21 protein-coding genes are annotated in these 26,180 nt (G+C 58.4%); 6 read left to right on the top strand and 15 right to left on the bottom strand.

All coding sequences use genetic code 11. The features are described 5' to 3' along the window. Nucleotides 1-339 precede the first annotated feature (339 nt). Nucleotides 340-981, top strand: a complete 642-nt coding sequence (locus tag AC0L20_RS21095; protein ID WP_473291741.1) for a nucleotide-binding protein — start codon at nt 340-342, stop codon at nt 979-981. 48 nt (nt 982-1,029) lie between these two features. On the opposite strand, the gene AC0L20_RS21090 is transcribed toward AC0L20_RS21095, so the two are convergent. Then, complete coding sequence (locus AC0L20_RS21090; RefSeq protein ID WP_473291737.1) at nt 1,030-1,488, bottom strand: hypothetical protein; 459 nt, start codon at nt 1,486-1,488, stop codon at nt 1,030-1,032. Between the two features lie 154 nt (nt 1,489-1,642). Between AC0L20_RS21090 and AC0L20_RS21085 the strand changes: the two genes are divergently transcribed. Further along, the gene (locus AC0L20_RS21085) at nt 1,643-3,199 is read left to right on the top strand and encodes an exopolysaccharide biosynthesis polyprenyl glycosylphosphotransferase (RefSeq protein ID WP_473291734.1); all 1,557 of its coding nucleotides are present in this window, start codon (nt 1,643-1,645) and stop codon (nt 3,197-3,199) included. Nucleotides 3,200-3,280: 81 nt separating this feature from the next. On the opposite strand, the gene AC0L20_RS21080 is transcribed toward AC0L20_RS21085, so the two are convergent. Together AC0L20_RS21080 and AC0L20_RS21075 are read right to left on the bottom strand one after the other, a co-directional pair. After that, nucleotides 3,281-4,030: a class I SAM-dependent methyltransferase gene (locus AC0L20_RS21080; RefSeq protein ID WP_473291731.1), complete on the bottom strand. Its 750-nt coding sequence runs from the start codon at nt 4,028-4,030 to the stop codon at nt 3,281-3,283. Nucleotides 4,031-4,180: 150 nt separating this feature from the next. After that, nucleotides 4,181-5,578, bottom strand: coding sequence for a lipopolysaccharide biosynthesis protein (locus AC0L20_RS21075; protein WP_473291728.1), 1,398 nt, complete (start codon nt 5,576-5,578; stop codon nt 4,181-4,183). A 269-nt stretch (nt 5,579-5,847) separates the two neighbouring features. Between AC0L20_RS21075 and AC0L20_RS21070 the strand changes: the two genes are divergently transcribed. Beyond that, nucleotides 5,848-6,999, top strand: coding sequence for a glycosyltransferase family 4 protein (locus AC0L20_RS21070; protein WP_473291724.1), 1,152 nt, complete (start codon nt 5,848-5,850; stop codon nt 6,997-6,999). Further along, nucleotides 6,996-8,447 carry a hypothetical protein gene (locus AC0L20_RS21065; protein WP_473291721.1) on the top strand — a complete coding sequence of 484 codons (1,452 nt, stop codon included), beginning with the start codon at nt 6,996-6,998 and terminating at the stop codon, nt 8,445-8,447. The genes AC0L20_RS21070 and AC0L20_RS21065 overlap by 4 nt, the downstream gene beginning before the upstream one ends. Here the strand turns inward: AC0L20_RS21065 and AC0L20_RS21060 are convergent. The 9 genes from AC0L20_RS21060 to AC0L20_RS21020 form a co-directional block, all read right to left on the bottom strand. Then, entirely contained in the window at nt 8,368-9,354 is a 987-nt protein-coding gene (locus AC0L20_RS21060; RefSeq protein WP_456765840.1) for a glycosyltransferase, read from the bottom strand. The genes AC0L20_RS21065 and AC0L20_RS21060 overlap by 80 nt on opposite strands. 1 nt (nt 9,355) lies before the next feature. Then, a complete protein-coding gene (locus AC0L20_RS21055; RefSeq protein WP_456765841.1) occupies nt 9,356-10,516 on the bottom strand; it encodes a glycosyltransferase family 4 protein in 1,161 nt (386 codons plus the stop codon). Continuing rightward, nucleotides 10,504-11,319, bottom strand: a complete 816-nt coding sequence (locus tag AC0L20_RS21050) for a hypothetical protein (RefSeq protein ID WP_473291715.1) — start codon at nt 11,317-11,319, stop codon at nt 10,504-10,506. The genes AC0L20_RS21055 and AC0L20_RS21050 overlap by 13 nt, the downstream gene beginning before the upstream one ends. Further along, entirely contained in the window at nt 11,261-13,528 is a 2,268-nt protein-coding gene (locus AC0L20_RS21045; RefSeq protein ID WP_473291711.1) for a polysaccharide biosynthesis tyrosine autokinase, read from the bottom strand. Before AC0L20_RS21045 ends, AC0L20_RS21050 begins: the two co-directional genes overlap by 59 nt. 78 nt (nt 13,529-13,606) lie before the next feature. Beyond that, entirely contained in the window at nt 13,607-14,251 is a 645-nt protein-coding gene (locus AC0L20_RS21040) for a hypothetical protein (protein ID WP_473291709.1), read from the bottom strand. A 125-nt stretch (nt 14,252-14,376) separates the two neighbouring features. Then, nucleotides 14,377-15,771 carry an O-antigen ligase family protein gene (locus AC0L20_RS21035; protein ID WP_473291707.1) on the bottom strand — a complete coding sequence of 465 codons (1,395 nt, stop codon included), beginning with the start codon at nt 15,769-15,771 and terminating at the stop codon, nt 14,377-14,379. 51 nt (nt 15,772-15,822) lie between these two features. Then, complete coding sequence (locus AC0L20_RS21030) at nt 15,823-17,019, bottom strand: polysaccharide biosynthesis/export family protein (RefSeq protein ID WP_473291705.1); 1,197 nt, start codon at nt 17,017-17,019, stop codon at nt 15,823-15,825. Between the two features lie 449 nt (nt 17,020-17,468). After that, nucleotides 17,469-18,077, bottom strand: coding sequence for a transglutaminase-like cysteine peptidase (locus AC0L20_RS21025; RefSeq protein WP_456765847.1), 609 nt, complete (start codon nt 18,075-18,077; stop codon nt 17,469-17,471). Nucleotides 18,078-18,193: 116 nt separating this feature from the next. Beyond that, nucleotides 18,194-18,583, bottom strand: a complete 390-nt coding sequence (locus AC0L20_RS21020; RefSeq protein WP_473291700.1) for a helix-turn-helix domain-containing protein — start codon at nt 18,581-18,583, stop codon at nt 18,194-18,196. 297 nt (nt 18,584-18,880) lie between these two features. On the opposite strand from AC0L20_RS21020, the gene AC0L20_RS21015 reads away from it, so the two are divergent. After that, on the top strand, nt 18,881-20,857 hold the full coding sequence (locus AC0L20_RS21015; protein WP_473291697.1) for a glycosyl hydrolase family 28-related protein: 1,977 nt from the start codon (nt 18,881-18,883) through the stop codon (nt 20,855-20,857). Nucleotides 20,858-23,158: 2,301 nt separating this feature from the next. Beyond that, complete coding sequence (locus tag AC0L20_RS21010; protein ID WP_245266047.1) at nt 23,159-23,476, top strand: H-NS histone family protein; 318 nt, start codon at nt 23,159-23,161, stop codon at nt 23,474-23,476. An 829-nt stretch (nt 23,477-24,305) separates the two neighbouring features. On the opposite strand, the gene AC0L20_RS21005 is transcribed toward AC0L20_RS21010, so the two are convergent. The 3 genes from AC0L20_RS21005 to AC0L20_RS20995 all read right to left on the bottom strand — a co-directional run bounded on the left by AC0L20_RS21005 (nt 24,306) and on the right by AC0L20_RS20995 (nt 25,599). Continuing rightward, nucleotides 24,306-24,593, bottom strand: coding sequence for a hypothetical protein (locus AC0L20_RS21005; RefSeq protein WP_198287875.1), 288 nt, complete (start codon nt 24,591-24,593; stop codon nt 24,306-24,308). Between the two features lie 276 nt (nt 24,594-24,869). Further along, nucleotides 24,870-25,274, bottom strand: a complete 405-nt coding sequence (locus tag AC0L20_RS21000; protein WP_456765850.1) for a hypothetical protein — start codon at nt 25,272-25,274, stop codon at nt 24,870-24,872. Between the two features lie 49 nt (nt 25,275-25,323). Next, nucleotides 25,324-25,599: a hypothetical protein gene (locus tag AC0L20_RS20995; RefSeq protein ID WP_007606566.1), complete on the bottom strand. Its 276-nt coding sequence runs from the start codon at nt 25,597-25,599 to the stop codon at nt 25,324-25,326. Nucleotides 25,600-26,180: the final 581 nt, after the last annotated feature.

The following is a 26,180-nucleotide window of genomic DNA, read 5'->3' as shown; positions in this document are numbered from 1 at the left end:
AGGCGCAAAGAGAGTCTGCCCCCTTCTCGCCTTCGTTAAGCTACTGTTAACGGAGCGCCGCGGTGCGTGCAAGATCAGAATTTAATTCCCGCCAACTTAAATCTCAGGCAACATCATATTGTGGTTAACTTCGATTTGGCTGATCACCCCGAGCACGAAACGGCAAGCTCGCCTAACCCGAAGCCCGCATGGTGTCATTGAGGCGGCCGGCAGCGGTCTAAGCGTGCGGAGAACATCGGGGGGCCGTGGTCGCGGGCTCGATTTTGCTGACGCGACAGCCGGCATCCTGCTACGGCTCCCGGAGATCACTAGAAACGAGGCTCGCGGTCTTCGCTGTTCATGAGCACGATCATTACAGTTGCCCAACGCAAAGGTGGCGTCGGCAAAACCACGCTCGCTGTTTGTATCACCGCGGAACTCGCCAGGCGCGGTCACGGCATATCCTTGGTTGATGCAGATCCGCAGCGCTCCGCATCGCTGTGGGCCGAGCCTGGCCAGCTCGAATTTCCCGTTCACGAGATAGGCTTAGGCTTGGATACCATCTCCGTATGGACGCGCGATGTCTTGAGCGTGCAATCCGAGTTGCTCGTCATCGATACCGCGCCAAACGAGCGCGAGATGGGGGCCTCCATCGCGCTGGCCAATCTGATCCTCATCCCCTGCACGGCGTCAGGGCTCGATCTCGAAGCCACTGCCGCAACACTCGCGATCATTGCAGCAGTGCGCGCCCGTCGCCGTTTGCCCGCACAGGTGATTTTGGTTCCCAATAGGCTTGACGCAAGAACCTTGGAAGGCCGCCAGCTGGTTCAGGAATTGCAGACTTTTGGCGAGATGGTTGCGCCCGCAATTTCAGCACGGTCGGCCTTCGTCCGCTCATTCGCGGTGGGACAATCGGTCGCAAGTTTTGCACCCGATGAACCCGCAGATTTCGAGATTCGCGCGCTTGCCGACACCGTTGAGGATGCTCTCGCCCGCCCCTAAGGACGTCCTTGTGGAAAACACGCAGCAGATTTAATTCGGACGCCCGCTTCAAAATTTCTCGCGAAACTCGAAGCGAAAATCCTTCTGCGAGGGCATCGTACCAAGGATGGCCTCTTTGCGGCCATAACCGGGAACCGCGGCCTGGGTGCACGCGGTGCTCTTGAAATAACAAACCTGGATTTGGATCGCTTTCGGACAATTGTTCTCGGCGCTGATGACATGGTCAAAAAGGTTGGGGCTGGTTGCAAACGGTCGCGCGAATCCCCCAACGCTGAGACACGGCTTCCCACTGAAATCACGGTGGCGGAGAATCTCGGTGTTGCCGCTGCTGCTGATCTTGGGCTGCGGCACCTCACGCGGCCGGTAGGTTCCGCCCACCTCGGGTCTCGTGCCAAGGCCCGTCAGCGGATCCGTTGTCCGTTGAGCCGCCGCCGGCGATACGAACAGCAAGATTGCAATCGCAGCAGAAACAATGAGCGTCTGTTGCAACCATTGGAGACGATACATGCAAGGGCCTATGTGCGCCATGGAATTGACAAACTGTGAGATTGCGAACGGTAAATAAACAGTTAAAGTGGCTGAAGCGTTTAGTTCATCTTTGATCTGTCGAGATTTGATAATTATTTGTTAGGGTGCGTCGGGGATGCGTCACGAAGTCGGAATGGGCGAGCATGCGTCCGGTCGCCGAGCGCCTCCGCTGCACCGCGAAGATCATCCGTCGCACAGCGTGCCCGATACTCGGACCGATCAAACAGCCGCACCCTCCACCGAGTTGATGTCCTCGCCGCGCCGGCCACGGCGCAAATCAGTTTGGCGGTTGGATCTGGGGCTGCAACCCGGCGCGCGGGTGGCATTCCGACTGTTGAGCCTCGAGTTCTTGACGGTCACGGCGGCCGCCTATCTGGCAAGCAAGCTTTATCACCACGCTGTTGTCCCCGACGCCACCGCCGCCACCCGCTATTTCCCGGCAGCCCTCCTGCTCGCGACACTCTATTGCGTGAGCACGCTTTGGCTCGGGGACCCAGCCCATCTGCTGGCTTTCCGCCGCCGGCAATTGCTCTGGAACGCCGTCCGCGCCACCGTCCTGTCGTTCTGCTTTTTGTTGAGCGGAATGTTTCTCCTCAAGACGTCCGTGGAATATTCACGCGGCGCATTTTTCGCGCAACTGGTGACCGTGTGCCTTGCCACGTTGGCACTGCGTGGCATCCTGATTCGGCGTCAGGAGCGCGCGCTCGGCCAAGGACGCCTGGCCCTGCGCCGCGCCTTTCTGATCGGCGATCCTGCCGCCTCCAGTGCATTGTCAAAGCGCCTTGGCGCAAACGGGGTCGTCACCATTGCTCGATTCCCGCTCTCAAGCCTAGATGCCGATCAACCCGCCTCCATGACACGAAAGCTGATTGAGGCCTGCCGCTCATTGGCCGTGGATGAGATTTTCGTTCTGCCCAAACCAAGCGAGCTTGAAAGCATAAGGCCCGTGCTTGACCAGCTGTCGCAGCTGCCAGTCGCGGTCCACGTCATGGTGCCGGGACTGGATGGGCTGCTGTCGTCATCAGAGATTTCCGCGTTCGGCGACGTCGCAACCATGAAGGTGCAGGGTGAGCCGCTATCCGCCGCTGACGAGCTTCTCAAGCGAGGTTTCGACGTCGTTGTCAGCGCATTGCTGTTGGTAACGTTAGCTCCGCTTATGTTGATGATTGGAGCCCTTGTTAAATTGACGAGCCCAGGTCCCGCCCTGTTTCGTCAGGTCCGTCACGGCTTCAACAATAAAGCCATCACTGTGTTGAAGTTTCGCACCATGCAGGTGCGCACGGATGACAAGAGCGAGGATTTCCGCCAAGCAACGCGTAACGACGACCGGGTGACGTGGGTTGGGGCAAGGTTGAGAGCGACCAGCATTGATGAGTTGCCACAGCTCTTCAACGTGCTGCGCGGCGAGATGTCCCTGGTCGGTCCAAGGCCGCACGCCCTTGCCCATAACAACATGTTCGAGGACCGCATCCCGCCTCTATCGCGACGTCACAACGTCAAACCCGGCATCACCGGTTGGGCTCAGGTCAACAGGCTCAGAGGGGAAACCGACACGCTGGATAAAATGCAACGGCGCATCGACCACGATCTGTTCTATGTCGACAATTGGTCGTTTTACTTCGACCTTAAAATCATGTTCCTGACCGCCCTGTTGCTCTTCTCCAGGAAGAACCACCAAAACAGCTATTGATTTTTTTTTGGGGGGGCTTGATTTGGGTCGGTCGGTTCAGCCACCGGTAAGGGCAGCGAATACCACATTGCGCGCCCCCTCTCACAGCTTGCGAGCCACCGCCGTGAGGTTTTGGCTGTAGATTCCAGCTGCGGTTTCGCCCGTCTCGACCGCGATGAAGAAGCGCAACACCAGGCGCAGCAGCTTCCAAAACATCCGGCGGACTGCGCTCTTGAGCCCATGCACCACCGGCTCATCTTCAAAGCACGCGACCTGCCCAAATCCGCCGGCGCGCAGCACAGCTCCGAGCGATTGATGCGTGAACGCAAGTTCATGAGTGAAATCACCGTAGCGGATTCGGCCAAAAAACGGGGATTCGGCGTTCGGCGCATGGATGATCCAGCGCCCATTTGGCTTGAGCACCCGCCTCACCTCGGCGACCAGGCGAAGCAAATCCTGTTTCTTAAGGTGCTCAATCACATCGTAAGTCACGACCACATCGAGAACATCGGCCGCGGTCTGTTCGATTTCGGCGAACAGATCCCCTTGGCGGACTTCGGTAATCCCAAGACGATGCGCAATCGCGACTTGTTCCGCCGACCCATCGACGCCCGACAGCTGAACGTAGCCCTCGCGGCGGGCGGCAAGCAGCAGCACTCCATATCCGCAACCGAGATCAAGAATAAACGCGTGCCGATCAGCCGGGAAGAACCTGCGCACTAGATCACGCAAGATGACTAAGCGTGGCGTAAGATCGCTTTCGGTGACCGGGGCCCGCCCGAAACCTCCGGAGGAGACATAGCGCTCATACATAAATTGGTTGGCGTCTTCATCATTTGGCAGGCCTGACATCAAGATGCTCGTTCTATATGCTGCCGGTGCAAAGGACAGCTCGGGGTGGCAGTTGCGTTCGGCAATGCCGTTTCAAATCATCACAAAATAAAAATCCATTATGTTTCACAAGCCGTTTAAGCGATGAGATGCTTGGCCTGTTCGGGAGACTCATCGTGAACCGCCCCGGCCGCCCAGCGGGGCGCGCAGATGGTGCTGGATCCGTCTGACCAAACCCGAGACATTTGCAGCTTCGCGCGCGATTGCACTTAACGGAAGACCAAGCCAGCGGTTAAGGCAGATCCATAGCACGACCGCAATCGCAACCTCGCCGCAAATGGGGCCGATCAACATTCCGTAAATCTTGAAATTCGGAACTAGCGCTGAGCCGAGCACCAGCGATGCAAGCGAGACGGCCAGCACCAAAACCGACACGACGCGCATGGCATTGACGCTAATCAGGACCTGCGCTGCGATCCGGCCCGGCAGACTAGCCGCAGACATGATAAGGAAAAGCGCCATCACCGGGTGGTGAAAGGCCACCCGTGAATGGGTCCACCAGTCGAAGATGACCGGGCCAAGCACCATTAGGAATGAAGTAACCGCGATCAAGACGAGCGTAGATAGTTGTACGATCACCGCGGTGAGGCGAACGACCTGTTGCGGCTCGCCGCGTCCGGCCGAATGGCTGATTTCGACGCCGACCGGCGCCATCAACATGAAGAAGAGCTGATCGACAAGCCGCATTGCGGTCGCATACACGGCATACACCGCGACCGCCGGTCCTCCCATCAAGGTGCCAAGCACGAGCCGCGGTCCTTGAACCAGAACGCCTTGGGTCGCCAGGTTGAAACAGGCGAACCCCAGCGCGGGTTTGAGCTGATCGCGAAAGAAGCGTCCATCCATAACGCGGAAATCCAGGCGCGCCCAGGGTGCCGCTGAGCGGGCAAGACAAACGATGATGATGAGGTCAACCAGGGCGACAGCCGCCATGATGGCCGCAAGGTACACCGGACGGACGCCGAGGACGCCGACGGAGTAGATCGACGCGCCGAGTTCAACAAACTTTACACCTGCGGCAATGTTATAAGCAGCACCATAGCGTCCCGCCGAAAAGAGCACCCCGGCCATGAAGCCGCGAAGCGTCTCGCAACAAAGTTGCAGCGCGCCGAGCGCCAGTATGAGCATGACCGCGCCTGACGAGAATTCCGCTAGATTGAACCAGTCGACGAGCGGCAGCGAAGCTGCCAGGGCCAGGATTGCGGCGAGCAGGATCGGAAACGGGCCAAGAGCTAGGTTGCAGGACATCTGAAAGCAGCGTTGCGCGCGCACCTGATCGCCAGCGGCAACCAGCATGATGAGCTCGTTCGTCGCGGCGGCCACGAGGCCAAGATTGGCATAGGCTAGATAGGAGACGAGCGCGTTGATCGTCATCCACTGGCCGTAACCTTCAAGCCCCCATGTCGCAATGAGCACAGGAATCAGCGCCACGGTGTTGAGCGCTACGGCAACACGCCAAACCCCTTGCCCCACAAGGCCAATCGCAAGCCGCTCGATCAGGGCCGGCATGGATAAAATCCGGCGCAAGCGCGACGAGTATAGTAACGGTCAATATTCATCTTGCCTTGCCTTGCGCTGCAGGTCCCGTCTTGCCCTTCAACATGCGCTTGACCACCGAACTGTCTCTCTAATGGAGAAATCGGGCCAGTTCGCCCTTGGTAGGTCTTTTACGTTAATTTTCGATCGCTCAGCGCAAGTGACCGCCGCCCACCTTTTCGGCCCGATTCGGGCTACAACACCGCCGTTGACCTTCAGGCCGAAAGCTCCGCAATCCTGCAATGAGCCATTCTGCACGCATTCTCCTGGTCGGAAATTACGCCCCGGATCGCCAGTTTTCGATGCTGCGCTATACATCCTGGCTCGCCGCGGCCTTACGGCGCCAGGGGTTCGAGGTCGACCTTATCGCGCCCTCGGTTCGCCTCGCGAAACTAGCCTCCGGCCAAGGCCCAGCCCGCAAATGGCTGGGCTTCGTGGACAAGTTTTTCCTTTTCGCGGCCGAGCTCAAGGTGCGGGCTTCACGCTACGATTTGGTCCACATCGCAGACCACTCGAATGCGCCATACTTGCTGTTGCTTGGCTCGACGCCATCGAGCATCACTTGCCACGACCTCATCCCGATCAAGGTCCTGTCCGGCGAGGTCGAAGGCCAGCGCCTACCCTCAACAGGACGCTATCTCCAGCGGCTCATCCGCCTGTCCCTTCATCACGTCGCCAACATTGCCTTTGTCTCCGCGCCGACGCAGGCCGATTTCGTGCGCCTGATCGGGCCCCCCAGAGGGACCAGTGATGTCATTCCCAACCCGGTCATAGGGTTCGGCGGTATGGATCAGGACCGCGCGCTCGAGCTCTTGCGGCAGGCGGATTTGCCCGTTGACCGTCCGTTTCTGCTCCATGTTGGAAGCAATATCTGGTACAAGAATCGAGGCGGCGCGGTCGAGTTGTTCGGTCTTCTGCGCGATCATCCCGAGTGGGAGCCGTCGCTTCGCGACGCGTTGATGGTCTGCGTAGGACCGCCGCTTCCCGAAGACGCCACGCGAATAGCCTCGAATTGGCAGCGGAACTTGATTGTCTTGAGCGAGGCATCGAACGAATTGATCGAGGCTCTGTATATGCGGGCCGAGGCCTTGCTTTACCCATCTTATGAAGAAGGGTTCGGCTGGCCGATCATCGAAGCTCAGGCTTGCGGCTGCCCGGTGATCACCACCGACAAGGAGCCCATGCGAAGCATCGCAGGACCAGCCGCTCTCTTGATCGATCCTCACCAACCGCAAGAATCAGCAGCCACGATTGCGAGAAACTGGGCCTGGCTGACCTCACAATCCGAAGCCGCGCGCAGTCACGCTGGATCCTTTTCGGAGGATGTTGCCGCAGCGCGCTACGCCACGTTCCTGGTCAAGGTGCTGGCTGAGCGCAAGGATCGCATGCCGTGAATTGGCTTTTGACAATCCCCCGTTTCGGAACGGCCTTGCTGCTCAGCGGCCTTGTCCTTCTGCTGTGGCCTAATCTGACGCTGTTTGTAGCTGTAGCCTTCTGCGGTTTGATCATTGGCCTCGCGACGCTTTACGCCGCAATCGACGATCGCAAGGCCATGCGCATCTCCTGGATCCTCACCACCTCGCTGCTGTTTGCCTATGACGGCGGTTCTGTGTCGACCTATCTCAGCGCGCCATCGGCTCCGGAATTTGCCATCATGGTGAAGGATCGTCCGATCGAGCTGATTTCATCGACGCTGGCTTTGGTCAACATCATCTGCGGCCTGCTCCTGATCGTAGGACAGCTCGAGAGCCCCGTCGTGACCAGGACAGCGGAAGCGACCGAAGACAGCTGGTTTTCCTTCGCTTTGGCGACCTTCGGGCTCATATTGATCGTTGCTGCTTATCTCGCTGGCGACCTCGGCTACATGGGTATTCAGATCGACGAAGCCGGTCGCATCACGGTCCTTGGTGCGGCGGCCGCGCTGTTTCAGGGGCCACTCGCCGGGATCGCTGGCTTCATGCTGGCGCGCAGCCGGCGGCGCACGATGACAGCGTTTTATGCGGCGGTCGTCTTGATGGTCGTCCTGGCGGCCGTCCCGACCGGCCGACGGCCGATCGTGTTGATCTTGATTGTTGCCACCATGGGGTTTTCGTTGGGCGGCGGGTTGCAACGGCTCTCTTTGTCTCGAAAACTGCTGGGTGTTGCCTGCGGCGGGGCCGTTGCCTACGTCATGAGTTCGTATTTCTTTGCTCTGCGGCTTGCAGGATGGGAGCTGGGCACCGATGCCACTCTGGCTGACCAGATGAGCCTGGGCCTGGAATTTCTGGTCTCCCCCTCGCTGCAGGATCGTTTTACAACGCTGTTCTACGAAAACGTTCGAGAGCGGACGTTTCTCCTGGGCTACCTTGCCGATTTGATGGAGGCCGTATCCAACTCCGCTCCGCTTTACGGGGAGGCGCTGCTCTACTACGTGCGACTGTGCATCCCTTCAGCACTCGACCCCGGCAAGGACCAAATCATCGCCTTGCAGATGGTCGAGGCCCTGGCGCATCCGAAGCTTGGATTGCCTGTGATCGATCAGGCCAACACGATTCTAACGGACGGGATGACTGATTTTGGAGTTATTGGTGCCGGGCTTTACGCGCTCGTGATGCTCGCCCTGTTGCGGGGTGCCATCTTTCTGATTCAGAAATTCCCGGCTCCGATCACCGTCATGTTCGGCACTTTTGCCATCATCCATCTGGCGCTCAAGCCAGAACTCACACTGGACGAATATCTTGTGCCCTTGCGCAATCTCGCAGCGATCGTCCCAGTGATGTGGCTCATTGAGGCGATGACAGGAATGGCCTTCTTACGACGCTTGGCGCATCGACAGGATGAACAGCGGCATCCAGTGATTTGACTGCGGATCGTGCACCGGGCGTCGTGGCACCTAGCGCGGTTGGTGCCGTGGTGATTCGGCGATAGGCCATACCGCTGATCTGCTGACGACGAAGCTTTCGAGGACCGTTGATCAGATAGTATTTGATGGCATCCGCAAGGTGGCCCCGTTGAGCCCTGCTGGTAAGCAACGCACGGAAGCCGCCATTGCTCGCCCGTTTGCCGTCAGCCCTGACCGCTGCAGCCGAGGTAAGGCATACCCGCATGCCCGCATTCCATGTTGCACGACCAAGCTCGACATCGGACATGAAGAGAAAATATCTCTCGTCCAGCCCGCCGATCCGATCCCAGAGCGTCCTGCGAACAAGGACGCATGATGACTGCACCCAATCGACTTCGGTCGAAACCGCTGAGCCGTCGGTCAGTGATTCATTCAGATAGAGTTCACTCCCGCTCTGCGGACTCAAGCGTCGCTTGACCTGTTCGGTCAGGGTCGGAAATGTTCTTGCGATCTCGACCGGGGCGCCATCATCACTGAATTGCAGAGGGGCCAGAACGCCGATCGAAGGGTCAGCGTCTGCCATTGCGATGAGGCGCTCAAGCGCATGGGGCTGATCCCACACCACGTCAGGATTGCACAGGACGACATAGCGTGAGGAGGGTAGAGCGGCAACGCCGAGGTTACAGCCCCTTGTATAACCGATATTTCCGCCAGGCTCGACAAGCAGAAATGCACCTTCCGGCGCGTCCTTGGACAAAGCGCGCCGCTCGCGCTCGTCCATCGAATTGTCTACCACCGCAACGGCAAGCGTCCTGGCAATCGTCTGACGATGAAGCGACCTGATTCCCTCCAGCAAGCGCTGCGCCTTGAAGTGATTGACGATGACCACAGCGGCGGCCGGCCTGACGTGATGCGAAGCGGCCGCCATTCTAACTCCCCCCGGTCCACATCGTCGGTCCAACTCCAAGCTCGCGTGCGAACTCGCGCGCCAAATGATCGTTCGTAATAATTGTCACCGGCCGCATGCGCCACTGGTTAGCCGCCGCGGAAAGGTCGGTCCAATCCTTCACTGCCACAGCAAACGCTGTGAGAATATCTGTCTTATTTCCATCCCCTAAATTTATAATGCACCGGCGGTCGGAAATAAATTCCAATGCGCCTAGTTTGTTAGTAACCATAACGGGCTTGCCATGCCATAGCGCCTCGAGCGGCGTAAGCCCGAAAGACTCAAAACGCGTCGGGCAAACGAAGTAATCGATGTCCTCGTAGAATTCTTCCCGATCGGTCACTCTCAGGGCCCCCCGGAAAAAAATACGCCCCGGCGCCGCGGCAACCTCCTGCGCGACCTTATTCTGATACCTTTCGGAGCCTGGGCGTGCCGCGCCCGCAACATGGAGCTCGGCGGGCGGAGCGTCATCTGTGGCCTGCCAGGCCACAAAAGCACGTGTGAGTTCCGCTAGGCCTTTTCGTGGGGCTATTTCGGCCAGGAAACCGAATCGAATGGGCCCGGGGCGGCGCGTTTGGGAACCGGCCAATGCGGGGCCAATGAATGGCTCCGGCAGGACAATCGACTTACTCCGAAATAAACCTGCCAGAAGCGAACTCTGAGCCTCCAACTGCGACGAGAAAATAATCCGTTGGCTCATCGCCAGTAAACTCAATTCAATCGACGCCAAGTAGGGGAATTTCTTGATATCCCGAGGGCGTTTAAATTCGGCGCGGGCGAGATTTCCCTTAGGGGTGTAGACAAGTCGCAGGCCCTTCCGGCGAGCCCGTGCTGCAATCCACCAGCCGATCGGGTTCCAGGCACCGGCAATGAACACGCAAGTGTAGCTACCAAGGTCGAGGCCCATCAGATCGCCGAGGGCGGGTCTCGACTTCAAAACATTTTGTGCGGGAAGCCGATCCAGGCATCCGGCGGCTTCGACCAGGCCATCCTTGCTCAAGATGTCCAATTGCACGCCGAGCTTTTCGAGCTCGCGTGCAAGCAGCAGCAGGCTCTCGGGGATCCCGCCGAACCCCAGGCAAAACCTGTGGGCTACTGTCAAAACCCGTGGCCGCGTAGGGCTGCTGACCGTCAACGCCTCCATGGACGATCGTCTTCCCGATCGATGCCCGGCACTGCGACCGAAGGCAGCAGCGCGCCTAGCGCCTTGGCAAAGCGTTCACGGCTCGGCTGTGGAACCGCGGCCAAACGGGCGAGAAGGCGGTCGCGCAAGATGGGGTTGGCAGCCGCAAAGATTGCAGCGGTTTCCTCATAAAGGCCGTTCTGCACCAGCATAGTGAATTCGTCCAAAACGGTTTGCGCCAGTGATGAATCAAGGCCCGGCAGCATCGCGAGGGCCACAGGATTGCGCTTGATCGCAATCCATCCCTCGTGTGGTCCCATCAAATATGACGTTCGCAGATAGGCGAGGTTGTCTGTCTTAAAGCCGCCGAACGCATTTTCGAACGAGAACAGCAACAGCCAAAGGTAAGCGTCTGCCGGCGCGCAGTGCAGCGCCGCCTTCACGCTGCCGAGGAGATTTCGCAGTCGCGAGTCGATGAGATCGGCCCGCCCTGCGGCAAACGCTTCCTCGTAGAGGTAGAGGTTCAGCACGGCCAATGAGCGCCTGGTGGAAGCCCTGCAGAAGCCAAAGACGTCGGCGCCTCTCGCATCGCCGATGTAGCTTGTAACGAGCTCGGTTGGAAAGCTTCGACCGGTCAGAATGGCCGCAGCGGTTCGATCGGCGCCTTCGGTTTGCCGAAACATTGGCAGGGTACCCGCAGCCCAACCGGCCAGCAGGCAGCCGCAGCAAGCGACCGCTGCGCGCAGCAGCCCGTTCGATTTGCTTCTAATCAGAATAGCCGTAGCGATTGTAATATTCGTTTCTGTAGTAGTCGTGGTGGCCATATCTCGACATCAGCTTTAGATCGGCCTTGTTCAGCACCACCCCAAGAATGTTCTCCCGCAGGCTGCGCGCGCCGTCCAGCGCATGCCGCACGATATCGATCTTGGTGCGTCCCCACTCGACGACGAAGACATAGGAATCGATGATGTCGGTTGTAGTCCTGACATCGACGACGGGCGCGAGCGGAGATAGATCGACCACTACGTAGTCATAGTTCTTCCGCAGGTCGTCGATCAGCGCCTTCATCGCCTGCGACGCCAGGATTTCGCTCGTATGCGCGGTGCGCGCAGCAACGACGGCGGGCAGGAAGTGCAGACCGGTATTGCCTTCCTGCCACACGACCTGCGAAAGTCCGTCGCGGCCGGCCATGACCTCGATCAAGCCACGGTTCGCATCGGGCGTAAGGCCGCGCGTCAGGGAAGGATTGCGCAGATCGCCATCGACCAGAATCGTTCGGGCTCCGCTCTGCGCCAGGAGCTCGGCGAATGCGGTGGCAACCGTCGACTTGCCCTCGTTCGGGAGCGAAGAGGTGAAGCCGATGACCTTGCCGGTCCCCGAACGTAGCGCAAGGTCAACTGCGACCTTGATTGAGCGGATGGATTCGGCGTAGCGGGAAAATGGCTCGTTGACCACATGCCAGTACAGGCTGCCGTTCAAAGCAATCGCACGGGGGCCGTTGAGCACCGCGGCAACCGGCAGACGTCCCTTTTGCTCTTCGATCTGCGGCAGAATTGCAATGCAATCTGTCTTCAGGACGGCCTTGACATCATCCGTAGTGCGGAAAACGTTCTCCGACAAATCACGGAAGCGTGCAATGGCGAGCCCGAGGAAAAGCCCTGCAAAGGCTGCGATCGGCATCACGAAGCTGAGCTTCGGCGCGCTCGCCTTCAGCGGGCGAGAAGCCTGCGTAATGACCCGCGCCTCGGTGATCGGAAATGACTGCTGCTGCACCGATTCCATGTAACGTTGCAGGAAGTTGTCGTACAGCGCTCGATAGGTCTGCGACGAACTCTCAAGGTCGCGCAACGAAACTTGAGCCTGATTGGTTGCCTGAGACTCCGTTACCGCGAGTGAAAGCTGCTTCTGAACACCAGCTTCACGCTGCGTTGCGATTTCGAGATCGCTTTTGTAGGACTCGGCCAGGCGACGCAGCTCATCCAGGATCGAACTGCGAATGCCTTGCATCTGATTGCGCAGATTGACCGCCGCAAGATGGCCACGGCCATACCGCGCCGACCAATCCGCCTCGCGCGTCGCCAGGTCGAGATATTGCGATCGGAGCTTGCTTACCACTTGATTGTTCAAAGTATCGGCGACCGTCCCATCGACCGTCGATTCCGGCGAGTCCATTTGGAGGACAGCCTGGATACGATCCAATCGCGCCTTGGCCTCCGAGGCCTGGGCTCTGGCGACAACGAGCTGGCTGTTGAGCTCGGCGAGCTGTTGCTCGTTCATCAGGCGACCGCCTGACTCCACGATATTGTTGTTGGCTTTGAACGCGACAACGGCGCGCTCGGCTGCAGACGCTTGATCGCGAAGCTCTTTGATGCGGTCCTGCAACCAGACACTGGCCCGCTTGGTCGCTTTATATTTGGAGTCGAGTTGGTCGACGACGTAAGCCTCCGCGACCGCATTTGCGATCTGCGCGGCGCGATCCGAGGAGAGGGACGTAAAGCTGATCTCGATGATGTAGGTGAGGCCCACGCGGCGTACGGTCAGATGCTTGGAGAACGCTTCAGCTGTCCGTCGCAGGGTTTCGAAGTCAGAGCGACTTGCGTCACCCGTAAACAGCCATGCGACGCCGCCGGAAATCATGCCAAGCAGCCCCGACCTGCCGCCGAATTCCGGATCATCGGTTAGATGAAGATCTTTGATGACGGCGAGCGCGATCGTTTCCGATTTGAGAATTTGAACCTGGCTTTCGACGGCCGCGCTGTCGATTGGAATGTCTCCCACAACCGACTGCTGCTGAAACAGCTGATTTTTGCGGGTATCGATGATCAAAGTGGCCGTCGCCGTATAGCTTGACGGCGTCGCGATCATATAAAGCAGCCCGAAACACAAGCTCGCCGCCACGATGGTCAGGATGAGGCGGTACTGCCGGCGCAGAAAACCGAGAAGACCCTTGACCGCTTCCGTGGACGAGGCGGCCTGATCCGTTGCCGCCCCGGCGTAGGCCACCGCCCGATCAAGACTGGGAAGTACGTTCATGGGTGTCCGCTATTCGAAGAAGGCCCGGCCTGTCGATCGTCGCATGGAGCGGTAGCGATCGATTGACCGCAATCGCGTCTATTGACTGGTACCAGTTGCAAGCAGAGTGGTCGTTCCCGACGTCGTCCCACCGCCGGAGACGCTGGAGGTGTAGCTGAAATTAGCGGTTGGCGTGTTGCCTCCTCCGATGGCTTGAGGCGCACCGGTGCTGCTTGGGGTCCCGGCAAGCGCGCTCGTCTGGCCGCCAACGCCGCCACCACCACCACCACCGGCGCCGCCACCGCCGGTTGCAGCGGTTCCCTGGTCTGGCGCAACGCCCGAATAAGCCAGGAAGACGTCCTGGTCCTTGGTCTTGGCGATCGCCTGCAGGATGTTGTTGGCATAGGCCTGGTCGGTCTTCACGACCACCTTTGCCGCCTGCCCAAGCGCCGAGCCGATTGCCGCCTTTTGGTCTTTGCTGGCGTTGGGGATAAGTCCCATGATCGCGTCAAGGGATTTGGGATCTGCGATCGCAATCTCGCGAAGCTGCGAGATCATGGCCGCGCCTCCGTTTGGAAATTGCTGCAAGATTTGCTGCGGATTGGCGTTGAACTGCTGGACCAGGCCCTGCTGCTGCTGACCCTGCTGAGCGAGCGCGCCCGCCGGCACAACCAAGGTGCAGGATGCCGAGACCGCCAGCGCGACAATCAAGCGTCGCGAACAAAACCGAGCGAAAGAGATCATATTCAACCCCTATTAAATATTATAATACCCATAACATGGCGGCTGGCAGCCCGCCAAGGCAAATGGCCCGTTTGCGCCTTTAGAAATAGCCCATCACCGGGTTAACCTTTACGCCGTCTCGCCCCTCACAACTTCCTTGCCCCGGCCCGAGAGGTCCGTTGAGCGAGCCCCATCCCGACAAGCGTCATGACGGTCACGGCCAGACCGGGCACCTGCAACGAGAAATCGACCATTGAATGCAAGACCGCCATGGCGCCGCAGACAAGGCCGGCAAGCGGAAAGATTGCCCCCTTTTGCCGCCGCAGTGAACCGAACAGCAATGCAAGCAGCGCCAGAATCCAGCCGAATCCCACCAGAGCCGCAAGCGGAATTCCGACCTCGGCGGCAAGTTCGAGGAGCGTGTTATGGGCGCGGTCCCAGATCCCCCAGATCGAAACATCGCCGCTCCGGAAACGCGGAAAGACCGATGCAAAAGTTCCCAAGCCCGTTCCAAAATAGGGATGTTGGGAGATGATTTGCCAGGTCGAAGCATACGCCTCCCATCGCCCTCCACCGCTCAAGCCATATTGACCGAGGCGCTCCCCGACCTGGCCGCCAAGCACAAGGAAAGACAGAGCGGCGCCCCCAAGGACCGGCAAACTCAACCATAATGCGGCCGCCCGGGATCGGATCTCTCGGTTAAAAAGGAACGCGATAGCGGCGCATATTCCGATGAGGGAAATCGAAATTCCGGCTCTCGAGCCCGTCAACATCATCGCGAGAAAACACAGCAGGAAACCTCCACAAGACGCGCTGAGGCTGAAATCCCAAGTCAGATTTGCAATCCGCCATCGGCTTTCCCAGAATACGTGTTGATTGAGCATCTCGCGAAACACGTGCAACGCCCAAAGAACCGAACAAACCCCGAAATAGATCGCCGCCGTATTGCGGTTTGGAAAGGTACTGCTCAACACCGACCGAAAAAGGACCTTCTCCCGCCACAGCACCATTTCTGGCGCGACGATATAGGCCGCGATACCGAAGAAGGCGTAGGCCACCCCTGCCCATGCAATGATCTTGAGCAGGCTTTCGGCATTTTGCCTGTCCATGCAAACCAGGTAGGAACACAACAGCGCGCCACTACAAGCCAAGGTGTTGCCGAGGGCAAAAAATGGCTGCCCCCTCACAGCTGAGAGCGGCGCGCTCGTTTCGCCAAGCAGGGAGGATAATTGGAGCCAAGCCATGTCGGGCAGGCTTTGCAACCACGGATTGGCGCTCAGTTGCTCGTGCAGCACCAAGGCATATCCCGCCCCAACGAGAGCGAGAAAGGCAATGACGCTCCAGTCCCGAGGCGTTCGCAACCGAGGGCGCACACACAGCAGGGCAATCCCCAGACCAGCAACCACGGCGCTGACTGCAATGGGATCGGTCGCGCCGTAGGGAAGAGGCGCAACGGCGATCGTCGCGCCAAGCAGACCGGTTGCAAGCCGGTTGTCTCGCGTACGTTGAACCTGGTTCTTGGCGTCAGACGAGATGCTCACGTCGCCAGCTCGCGATCAGCCACGGGCGGCCCGCCGAGAGCGCAACCTGCATCAAGGCGATGTCTTGATCGCCGTCCGAAGCAGAACAGCATTCTGAGCAGCCACGATCGGATCGTTGACAGTCGCTGTGACCAGTCGGATGAACTGCATCACCTTGGCTGCCTCGACCGACGACGCATTCGAGATAAAAACGACATCCTTCGCCCGCATCTGGAATTTTGTCGCAAGGAAGAAGCCGCTGGGATCGCGGAAATTCACGTTGTAGATGACCGGCACGATATCACCAGGAAACCGCTTGGTATCGACTCCGAGACGCTCTGCGACCTCGCGCATCTCACCGCGATAGAGAAACACTGACGCTGGATCGGCTGAACTATCGTTCAACCCGCCGGCCTTGGCGACACCCTCGGCGAGCGAAATTCGCCATGCGTCGAAATTGAACTGTCCCTGCGAGCCCGACGCGCCGAAGGCGACGAAATTTTGCGGCTCGCGATAGACGTAGATAGTATCGTTAGGTTGCACATTGATATTGTTGGTCGGTTCGTAGACCAATTGCCCGAACGGCACGGTGGTGCGCCGGCCGCCCCGTTCCAGCATGACCCAGGTATCAAATCCCTGTCCTTTCGGGCCGCCAGCTCGGGTAATCGCGTCAAGAATTCGCTCGCCAGCCGCATTGGCTGGAAAACGCGAAGGTGAATTGACCTCACCCAGAACGCTAATCAGCGAGGTGCGCTGATCAATTAGCGTCACCACGGCCTGCGGTTCAATGGCCCTGTTCTTGAGAGCTTCCACGACCGCCTGTTGGACCTCGACGGGCGTCCTTCCCTTCGCGCGGATGTTGCCTGCGTACGGCACAGAAATAAAGCCGTTGTGGTCCACATTCTGGTTCGGAATAGTGACAAAATTACCGGGTCGCACACCGGCTTCCAACGGAATGAACAGTCCGCCGGCCGCCGCCTCAAAGATGGTGACGCTGACGACGTCACCCACTCCGAAACGAATCTCGGTCGGATCGGAGCGGAACGCCCTGGTTGCCTGATTGGACAAGCGCGGCGAAAACGAAGCGAGGACCGCTTCAACGTCGGGGGTTACCTTGACGAGGGCGTAGGGCAGACTTTCCGGGCTTCCGGCTTCCGATGCACGAACCGCATCACCCTGGGGGCCGCTCGCAGGCATCATCGAGCAGCCAGCCGACAAAAATGTCGCCAGTGCAATTAAGCTCAGGCGCGCGATATTCCGGAACTGCATCTAACCTCCAGCCACGATCCTGCCGTATCACGACGGGAGGGGGGAGGGTAGCACCGCAATCGCTAACTATTATTGGTCGCGGAACGTTGATGGCGAGTGTTGCAACCACGCAACATTTAGTCAACTTGCTCAAATCACTTCCGTAATTCAGCAATCAGGCCGGCGTGGATGCTCGAGGGGCGCAAGGATTGCGGTTTTATCCTTAGCGGTCGGTTAACGAAGATCCGGTTCGCCTTCACGCTGCCTCTCTGTCCTAGGGCGGCGGGCGTCTATCGCTCGGCACGCTGGACGGTATTCGTACGATTGAGGCACCTGGCGCGCCACCAACACGAACCGCTATCGGCGGACTCAAGTGCCAATTTTTTTTGCAGTAAGGCGCGTCGCTGTTTGAACCCGGCCCCTTCGAACGCCCGAAGCGCGCACACTCCAAGGAGGTGCGCAAACGAGGCTTAAGCCGCAACCTTTGACCAAAATTGCGGGTTTTGCGGCGACTGCATCCTGACCCACTGATAATTGGTCTTTGACCACGGCCGGACATTCGCGTTGAGATTGTCGACAACGACGTCACCCGAGCGCGTCCTGACCACGAGAATAAGATGATGCTCACCCGAGCCGGTCACGACTTCCGCCAACAGCAAGGCACGCGCCGGCCATCCTCGTTCGAGCAGCGCGTGGCGCTTGGTGACGGCGTAGTCGTTGCAGTCCCCCTGCGAAGGCGCCACGATCCATTCTTCGCCAACAACGCCACGTTCGTTGCGCACAGGGGCAATTGATCGATTGACGTCCGAGTTGATCTTGACGAGATCGGCATAGCGTTCTGCCGTCAGTTTCACACCGCCGCCCCGGAACAAGAGTTGCTTGCCCGTCTTGCAATCCGAGGGATAGCGAAGGCAGAAATTGATATGCGCCATCGGCGGCAGGACAGCGCCGGCGAGTTTAATCCGCTCAAACTGATATTTGAGATTGATCGGTGCACCGATCATTGCTGCTCGCGTATCCTGAACGGACAAAACAGAGGCAAAAAGCAACGCGAAGCAGATCCAGAATTTGCGCAACATCCCGTACTCCCCAAGCATCGTGATCCTTGAGGCAGCAATAACAGCGACAATTTAGAAACGCGTTTGGCTGGACGGTCGGACTTGCCTCAAATTATGCAAGTCTGGACCAGGAGCTCTTAACCAAAGCCGAGAGGCGGAGGCCGATCAGCTGTCGCGCTCGTCCTTATGAGCGATCCCCGGGAGGACGCCGCTTCCAGCTGCAACTTCTCAAGCAATAGATCGGTAACGATCTTGCGGAGCCGTCCGTTCTCGAGGGTTAGCTCTTCAACCAGGCGATGCACATGCGCCGCACTTGGCTGTCCTTCCGGTCCCAAAGCCTCCATTTGGACAGCGCCCTCGCCGCTTCGGAACTCCCCGGGCCGGCGCGGAAGCCTGCGCCAACGATGCAGGGTCATCACACTGACACCGAGCGCCTTGCTGATTTGGACCTGGGAATTGCCTGCCTGAGCCAGCGCATCCGCCTGGTTGAGCTTGACGAATATTTCCTGTCTCGAATGCTTCTTCATCGATTTCGAAGGTCATCGAGCCTGCAGCTTCGAGATGGTGCAGCACCAGCGCTGCGGCGATCAACCCTCAGGGCCAATGCGCTAACCGTAAGGGTATTAAGGGTATAAAGTTAACATATTGGAACCCAAAAAGAAGCGCCCACAAGTTGCAGGAGACAGCTCCTCTTACGCGACAAGTGGCAGTGGTGTGATGGATAGACAGGCCCCTCCTAGCTTGATTTGTCGAAACGCATTTGACAGTTTCGCGTGGTCGGCCGCAGTCCGCGGGCGGCTAAAACCAGGGACATCGGACATCAAATGCGGCGGCGAGATTTACTGGCCGGTGGCCCGGCTTCGCTATTGGCCGCCTCCGATGCAATCGCTCAATCGCCACCGCGCGCATCGGGCACGAGCCCGACACATCAGGTCGATGTCCGACGCGATTTCGGTGCGGTCGGGAACGGTCTGGCTAACGATTGGGCAGCCATCGAGACGGCCGGGCTCTATTTGGAGCGCCTTGGCGGCGGCCGACTTTATTTCCCGACCGGCCGATATCGCCTCCCCGAAATCGCTAAAAACATCACAGTTCGCAGCAATGTCGAATACTACGGAGACGGGCACAGCTCAGTCATCATTGGATCGAACGCCGCCTTCATCAGCCCAGAAGATGCTGCCTTCGGACGGACGGCGTACGACTCCTACAAATACATGCCGATCAGTGACATTGTGGCCGGCGATCAATTCATTGATCTGCGGGATGCTCGCGATGCGGTGAGCTTCAAGCCAGGCGATATCGTCATTGCACGCTCGGTCAATGCGATCGTCACACCCGGCGACATCCTACCCTATTACGTGGAGATGAACCGTGTCGTCGGAGTCGACGGACGACGCCTCTTGCTCGAGGATCCGGTCGATGACGGCTGGAGGGGCTTGATCGTGGCGAACGTCACGAAGCACATCGCGCAAGGTTACAGCATCCATGATTTGCGGATCGAGTGTGACAATGGATATCCGTTCTTCATCCAGGGAAGCTACAAGAGCGTCATTCGAAACTGCTGGACCCGTGGCTATGCCGTCGCTTGCTTCAATGCTTTCACGCGAAGCGCCGCACACGATATTAACGCCACGGTTCTGTGGAATGCAGCTGGAACGTCAGCCTCTTTGTTCGAGGTCGAAACCGGCTCCGTACGCGCCAATTTTCACGACATCGACGTTTACATGGCAGGCTCTTCGAAGCCTGGAACGCAGTTTCCTCTGTTCTACTGCCAGGAATTCTCACGACGAACGTTGATACGAAACATTCGGGTGGCCGCCGCCGGTCTCGACGTTGGCATGGTGTTGCAGATCATGAGCGGAGGCCACCGGCTGGAGAACATCGAGGTCACGGCAAAATCAATCGACAAAGTCCTCGACTATTTCGTACCCGATCCGGGCGAATATCAGCTCGGCCATCTGGGGTTAACGCTTGCCAATACCTCGATCGAAACACTCGATCCTGCGAACGGATTTCACCACGGCTTTGTTCTGCATAACGATCACAACGATGGAGAAGTTCAAAACGTAACGATAAGTCATTGCTCGCTGCGTGGCGCGACAGACCGGAGCGAGCACAATTTGATATGGTTCTACAAGGGCGTTCAAAGGAATGTTATGCTCGACGGCGTCAGTGGGCCCGGATGCGTAACGATGGATCCACCTCCAGACAAGCCCTATCAGTTTCATGGCGTCGTTCTACGGAATTGCGATTATACTCACATAGCGTCGCAAGCCCTGCTGGACCAAAGTCGGTTTGTTGCCTGCGCGCGAACTTTTGGCCGATTGCCCACAATAAGGCGGTTGTCCGAGTCGCCTTGGTCGAGCCCTGTAGCAACACCGGAGCTCGTGATGACCATTCCGCCCGATCCCTCGATCTGTAGAGGCGATGCGATCCTAATCGAGTTGTCCGGCTGGTACGCCCCCCTGCCGTTCCCGGCGTATGTCCAGGTTAAGGCAATGGGAACCGTCGTCGCCACGCTCGCCCTAACACCTCACGAATATCAGGACATCCGGTTGATGCTCAAACTTGAGTTCGTTGGCACGAGGTTTCTCAAGCCAGACAGGTACGTCATCCGTGGACCTATTATGATCAACAACAGAATGCTTTCCAACTGGAGTTACGTCGCGGGTTCGCTCGCTACACAGGAGCCGAACGCAATCGAACTTCTCGCTTGGATTGAAAAGCCGACGCGGTCAGGGGCCGCACTCAACGTGGGACACGCCAACATCACGTTTCGAGCGATTGAAGCAGCGGTCTGAGCCGCACCGGGTCGCCGCCCTAACCATGAATTTCATTGGCGACGGTTTGTGCCGAGAGAACAGGGCGATCGCACGCAGCACCCCCATCGGTGCGCGGTCCAAGGCGAAGATTCCGTTGGTCGGCCCCATTGGCGCCGACAGTGCGCAAGATGATCGGAAGGGCATTGCCGGACCTCACCTTCGTGAGCTTGCAGTCGATTTAGGAGGCGATCAGCCGCGCTACTTGTTAGCAATCAGCAGTCGTCTTCAAACTGGACCTCGACCAGCCTGGGGCTGCGGCCGATCGCCTCTACAATCGCGTTGGGCGGGGGTGATTGAGCAGCCTAAGCGCCTCTCAGCCGGTGTCCCCTTCCGGCATTGTAGGGACCTTAGTAGGCAAGGAATCGCCGGGGCCCCCCGTTACTTCCCCTAAACTGTCACGCGTTAATCTCGAAAAGTAACGCGTTAATCCGGTTCGATGGACCTCGAAAAAGTTCTCCGTCGGATCGCCAAGGCCGGTCGCTCGCTACAAATTCGAGACAGTGGCCATGGGCACATCCGCGGCTCCCCCCTGGTCTTGCGTCGTAGTGTAACGCCATAATCGAATTATTCAATTTCAGGGGCGCGCCTAAAGTCATGGACTCGAGGAGTTTTTGCCAGAAACCTGTTCCTTCACTGTAACACCATAATCTTCATTAGTAACGCTATACTCTTATTTTATCCCACGAACGAATAGAAGTGAATCGCGAAACTCCGGTGCTGTAACTACTTAATCCGCAATTGTAACGCGAAAATCGCGAGAATCACACGGTCACTCACGGCCAACCTACCGGCAAGCGACGGACACGATTCACCAGGCCATCAGTGGCGGCTGTCGAGGCCGCATTCCCGCGCAAGTGCGGAGCTTCGGAAAGCGGAAGCGCCGTTCAGCCGTACTCGACCGAAAGGAAGCCATAGTCGAAGTGCGGCGAAGAGATAGGGATCGGCCGCTACGGGTTGACGGCGACTGCCACTCATCGTCAACCGACAGTAGCGGATCCTGACCGCGCCGCTTTCGCTGATCCTATCACCGGACGGCCGGCCCCCACGGTTTCAAATCTACGACCAGGTGGTCCTATTTCGGCTCGAACCCTAGTCCACACAGCAAATCTCGGCCGTGATGCCGGCGCACTCCATTTGGCGCAGACGGCTCAGTTGATTGCGGCGCATAGCGTCCGCTTTCGCCTTTGACCTCGAAAGGACACCTTGCCGTCGCGAACGTGTAACAGATCGGAGACGCCGTCCCGGATGAAGTCTTCGCACATCGCCCGAACAATCTCGGCCAAGCCGTCCGCGCCAGTGCCTTTGAGCAAGGCACCCGAGTTCGCAAGTATCCGGGTCCTTCCTGTCGCCGAACAACAGCGGATAGTATCTGGTCGCGCGGCAGCTTTCTTCCGATGTGCGGCCCACACGTGGGGAAGCCCTCAATATCTCTTAGTGATCAGCGAGGTCCGCCAGAGCACGCAACAACCATCCAGTTGCGGCCCTGGAGATTCGACGCGGCATTCCAGCGCCGACTGCTCGGACGCCAGATCCGACGGTTCGTCGTCAAGACCCATCGCAATTCAGCTGGATCGCGACGGGCCACCACAGATGATTCCGCGCTCTAGTTGATTTTGCGAAGCGAGCCCTTGTCGAGCAGCTTTGAGCGCAACTCCGTCTCGGCGTTCTCGACACGCTCTCTCAATTTCAACAATTCTCGATATTGTATTTCGAGAGAATCTTGCGCGGATTGAGTTTCTGGCGCGCGATAGTTCGTTACACAGCTCGAAGAATATCTGATCATGAACTTGTTGCCTGCCCAATTGACGCAAGTAGTTGAGTTGCGGAAGGTCGCTAAAGACGTTTGCCAATAGTTGATAGATGGCCGGAATTGCATAAGGCGGCAAGCCATCCCGCTTATTAAGATTGACGCCTACGCAAAAGCTTAAATCTGGAACCTCGCGTACTCCAGGGCCGTCACGGGCGATGGGACTTGTCGGTCTCCGGGCGTTTCCGACGCGCGCCGCTACGGCTTATCGCTGTAGCGGATGAGGCGAGAGCCTCCCTTTTCCATGCGCTTCACTTGCTTAGAAGTCGAACAACTCCCGCCGTCGCGGCTCCTGCGGATTTCGTACGGCTGATTGCATAGAAACTTCCCTGAGTACCGCTCAGGCGCTGCGGCGCACATAGTAAATACCTGTGGGTAGAGCGATATATTCCCTCGCCGCGCGACTTCTTATCCCATGATTTGCGAATCACCGGATTAAGGGGTTCGCCATGGAGGTATGTGACTTTCAATCGATGTCCGTCGATGAGCTATGGATTATTCATCAGGAGTTGACGAAGAAGCTTGCTCGGATGATCGAGGCGGAAAAGTTCAAGCTTGAGCAAAGGCTTCGCGCGATTGAAGAAACCAACGAGGCCTGGCGACCCGATCGCGAGCGCCGCCCATATCCCGCCGTGCTGCCCAAATATCGAAACCCGAATAATCCGAACGAGGTATGGTCAGGACGGGGGAGGCAACCGCGCTGGATAGCTGCCAAGCTCCAGGCTGGGGCGCATCTCGAGGAATTTTTGATTTCGGAGGCTCGCGGAACGGACTCCTCCAAAAATATTTGATGTCGACCATTTGATCTCGTCGCTAAGGAGCGATGTCGCAATGCCGTACGTCCTTGATGGTTCGACCGAGTTTTTCGAGGCAATTGCGGCGCCCGCCGACCTAGGCTGCCTGGGCCAGCCAATGGCGACTTTCCCACGATAGGAAAGATCGCAGGACCGGACATTTCCCCCACGCGACGTTTGCGACGATTGGTCCCGGTCCAAACTTCCGTTCCTGTGAGCCGATTAAATCACGGTTAGGATTGGCGTGCTCATTCTGGCCGAGTGCATTTTTTTCGGCGCGAGGCCATGACGTATTTAATCGCCACTTATCCAATCGCTTTCCTGTGGTCCGCCTTCGTCGCTGGCGTGTTTGTCGGCTACGCCATTCGTGCACTTATTTCCATGCAGCGGCGAAGAATTGCCCGCACGAGAAGGTACGATCTCTCCGAAGATTGATCAAGATTCCAAGCAATCGTCGTATGCGCGGTGAGAGGAACCCGGTCGCGCAGCCCCTGCCCTGGTGCATTGCGGTCCCAAGTTTGCCGACAAAACCTTCAGAACGCTCGTAAGCAGCCGCAGGATCGATTAAGCCGCTCCACGCGAAAGGCGCAGCCGCCCTCAAGCGAGAATAACTTGCGAGTGCACGGCATCACCGGTTGATGGTGCCGCCTTTCACGACGCGTTTGGTCGACCGAGTCCGCGGGCGCTCGGCCTTCGCAGAGCTCAGTGGACCAAACACGGTGACGGCCACCCGGGGAGCGCTCCCCGACGGCCTTCCTCTATTCACTGGCTGCTGGAGTGCAAGAGATCCGGCTCGGATGGCGTTATCTCGGTCGAAGCCCGCGCGTCAGCGCGGACTGAGTGGAACGAATTCGTTCCACTCTCCCTCAGGACCCGTTCGCCGTTTAAAGACGAGAAATCCTTTGCTCGTCGACACGATGTCGCCCGGCTCCAGCGTCGTGTCGTTCATGGCTCGCTCCAGGGCGCGCTCTGCGGCTATTTTCGCCAGATCCTGTTCGGCGGGAGCTCGTAACCCGAGGCGTCGCTCGCGACGTTCGGCGGCAATCCGTCTACGAGCTTCCTCGATCTGTATCTTCCATTCTTCACGCGACATTTCAGTCGACGTCTCGCCCACTGGCTCCTCCGTCGCCGACCCGGCCGGTTGTTCTGCAAGACACGCCGTCGCGCTCACCGCAAACGACAGAGTTGTCGTCCCAACTTGCACCCAGTGGCGAAAAAACATGTCGTCGGCCCGAGCTTGGCTCCGCGCGCAGAGGCGGTCATCACCGGTTTCAGCCACCAGTCGGACAAACGCCTAGGATCAGCAATCGCAAGAGCGGGAGGCCTGCAATTTACACTGCTGCCCGAAAGCGAGCAATGAAAACGACGCTTTGATCAGGACGACGAGCGGTCAACTGCCCGACTGGCTGAAATAGCCGGGAAAACGCGTCAGCATTGCGGATCTGACGAATTTCAAATGCGAGACGGACGCGTCAAGTTCCTTGAGCCGCCTCTGACCATTGGAGATTTCGGCGCCAAAAAGGTCCTGATGATGATTGTCCAGCGCTTCCCGCTCTAGATATTCATCGTCGCCATTGCCGAAGGTCACGGCCGCACGCGCGAGCGCATCTTCCACGCGACTGCTCAGCCCCGCTTGCTCGTTTTCGGCAGCCTGCAGAGCGACGTCAATCGCCGTCATGATCGAAGCAACACGCTCGCGATCGGTCTGCGCATCACGTTCGGCCGAACGCGCTTGGAAGCGCTTGTTCTGCGCGAGCGGATTGTTCGTTCGGGCTTTCAGAAGACGATGGAACATCTGGCATATCCTGTTTGTGCCCTTGGGCCCAAGGATCGACCCGCCATGGTTAAAAAAGGGCTAAACTGGAAACCGCTTCAGTGCGGCTTCGCGCGATCCAGATGCGCCAGGCATCTTCATGCTTGGTATAGAGTTCCGACCATCGATCGACGTTCACGCAGGTCGAACCGCTGCCACCTATCGCGCTCCCTTCCTCCGCCCGCGACGGAGGATCGTCGAGCATTTCGAATTCTGCGGTTTCCGCGCGCGAGAGGCCGATGAGGACGCGATGTCCATCAGCATTGACAAAATACCGTCGCGGTCCAGCGTTCCAATGAACCAGCATTTTGGCTCCTCAAGGCACCGGCTTCCAAAAACTCGGGCCCAGAATTCGCCTTGACGAACCACACGACCCAACGTGACCAGCACTTCAAATGATCGAAGCCGTACTAAACTGACAATATGCAGAATTATTAGGCGTCCGGCGAAGCTGCTGCAAGCGTGGTGATCACTCAAGGTAACTTGGAAGCCGTACCGCCAGAGCCAAGCGTTAACAGAAAGAGTTGACGGGCCCGGCGGCCACAACGAGGGACACCGGCGCTCCTGCATGCGTCGGTAACGTCAGAGCTCGTTCACTCACGATCCTGCGCATCGACGCGCCTCACATTTCCGCCTGTCTCGCGTTCCCTTCGATCGCGCGCTCTCATTCCACTCGATTGGCCGGGTCGATGACGCGGAATGAACGCCGCCGTTTGCCCTGGAGCCGCAGAAAAGGCGGCGGCCAATTACTGCCGTTGCGGGAAGCACTACCTAGCGCGGCTTTCCTCGCGCTTCCAGCGCCGATTGTCGCAGACCATGCAACTGCTCCGACGGCTCCGTACCACGCGGCTCGTCCATGGAGATTGCATCGAGGCCCGCGGCATAAAC

Source organism: Bradyrhizobium sp. Kon58 (assembly GCF_055807455.1).
Note: the sequence above shows the minus strand (reverse complement) of the source record. Positions and strands in the feature narration are given on the sequence as shown.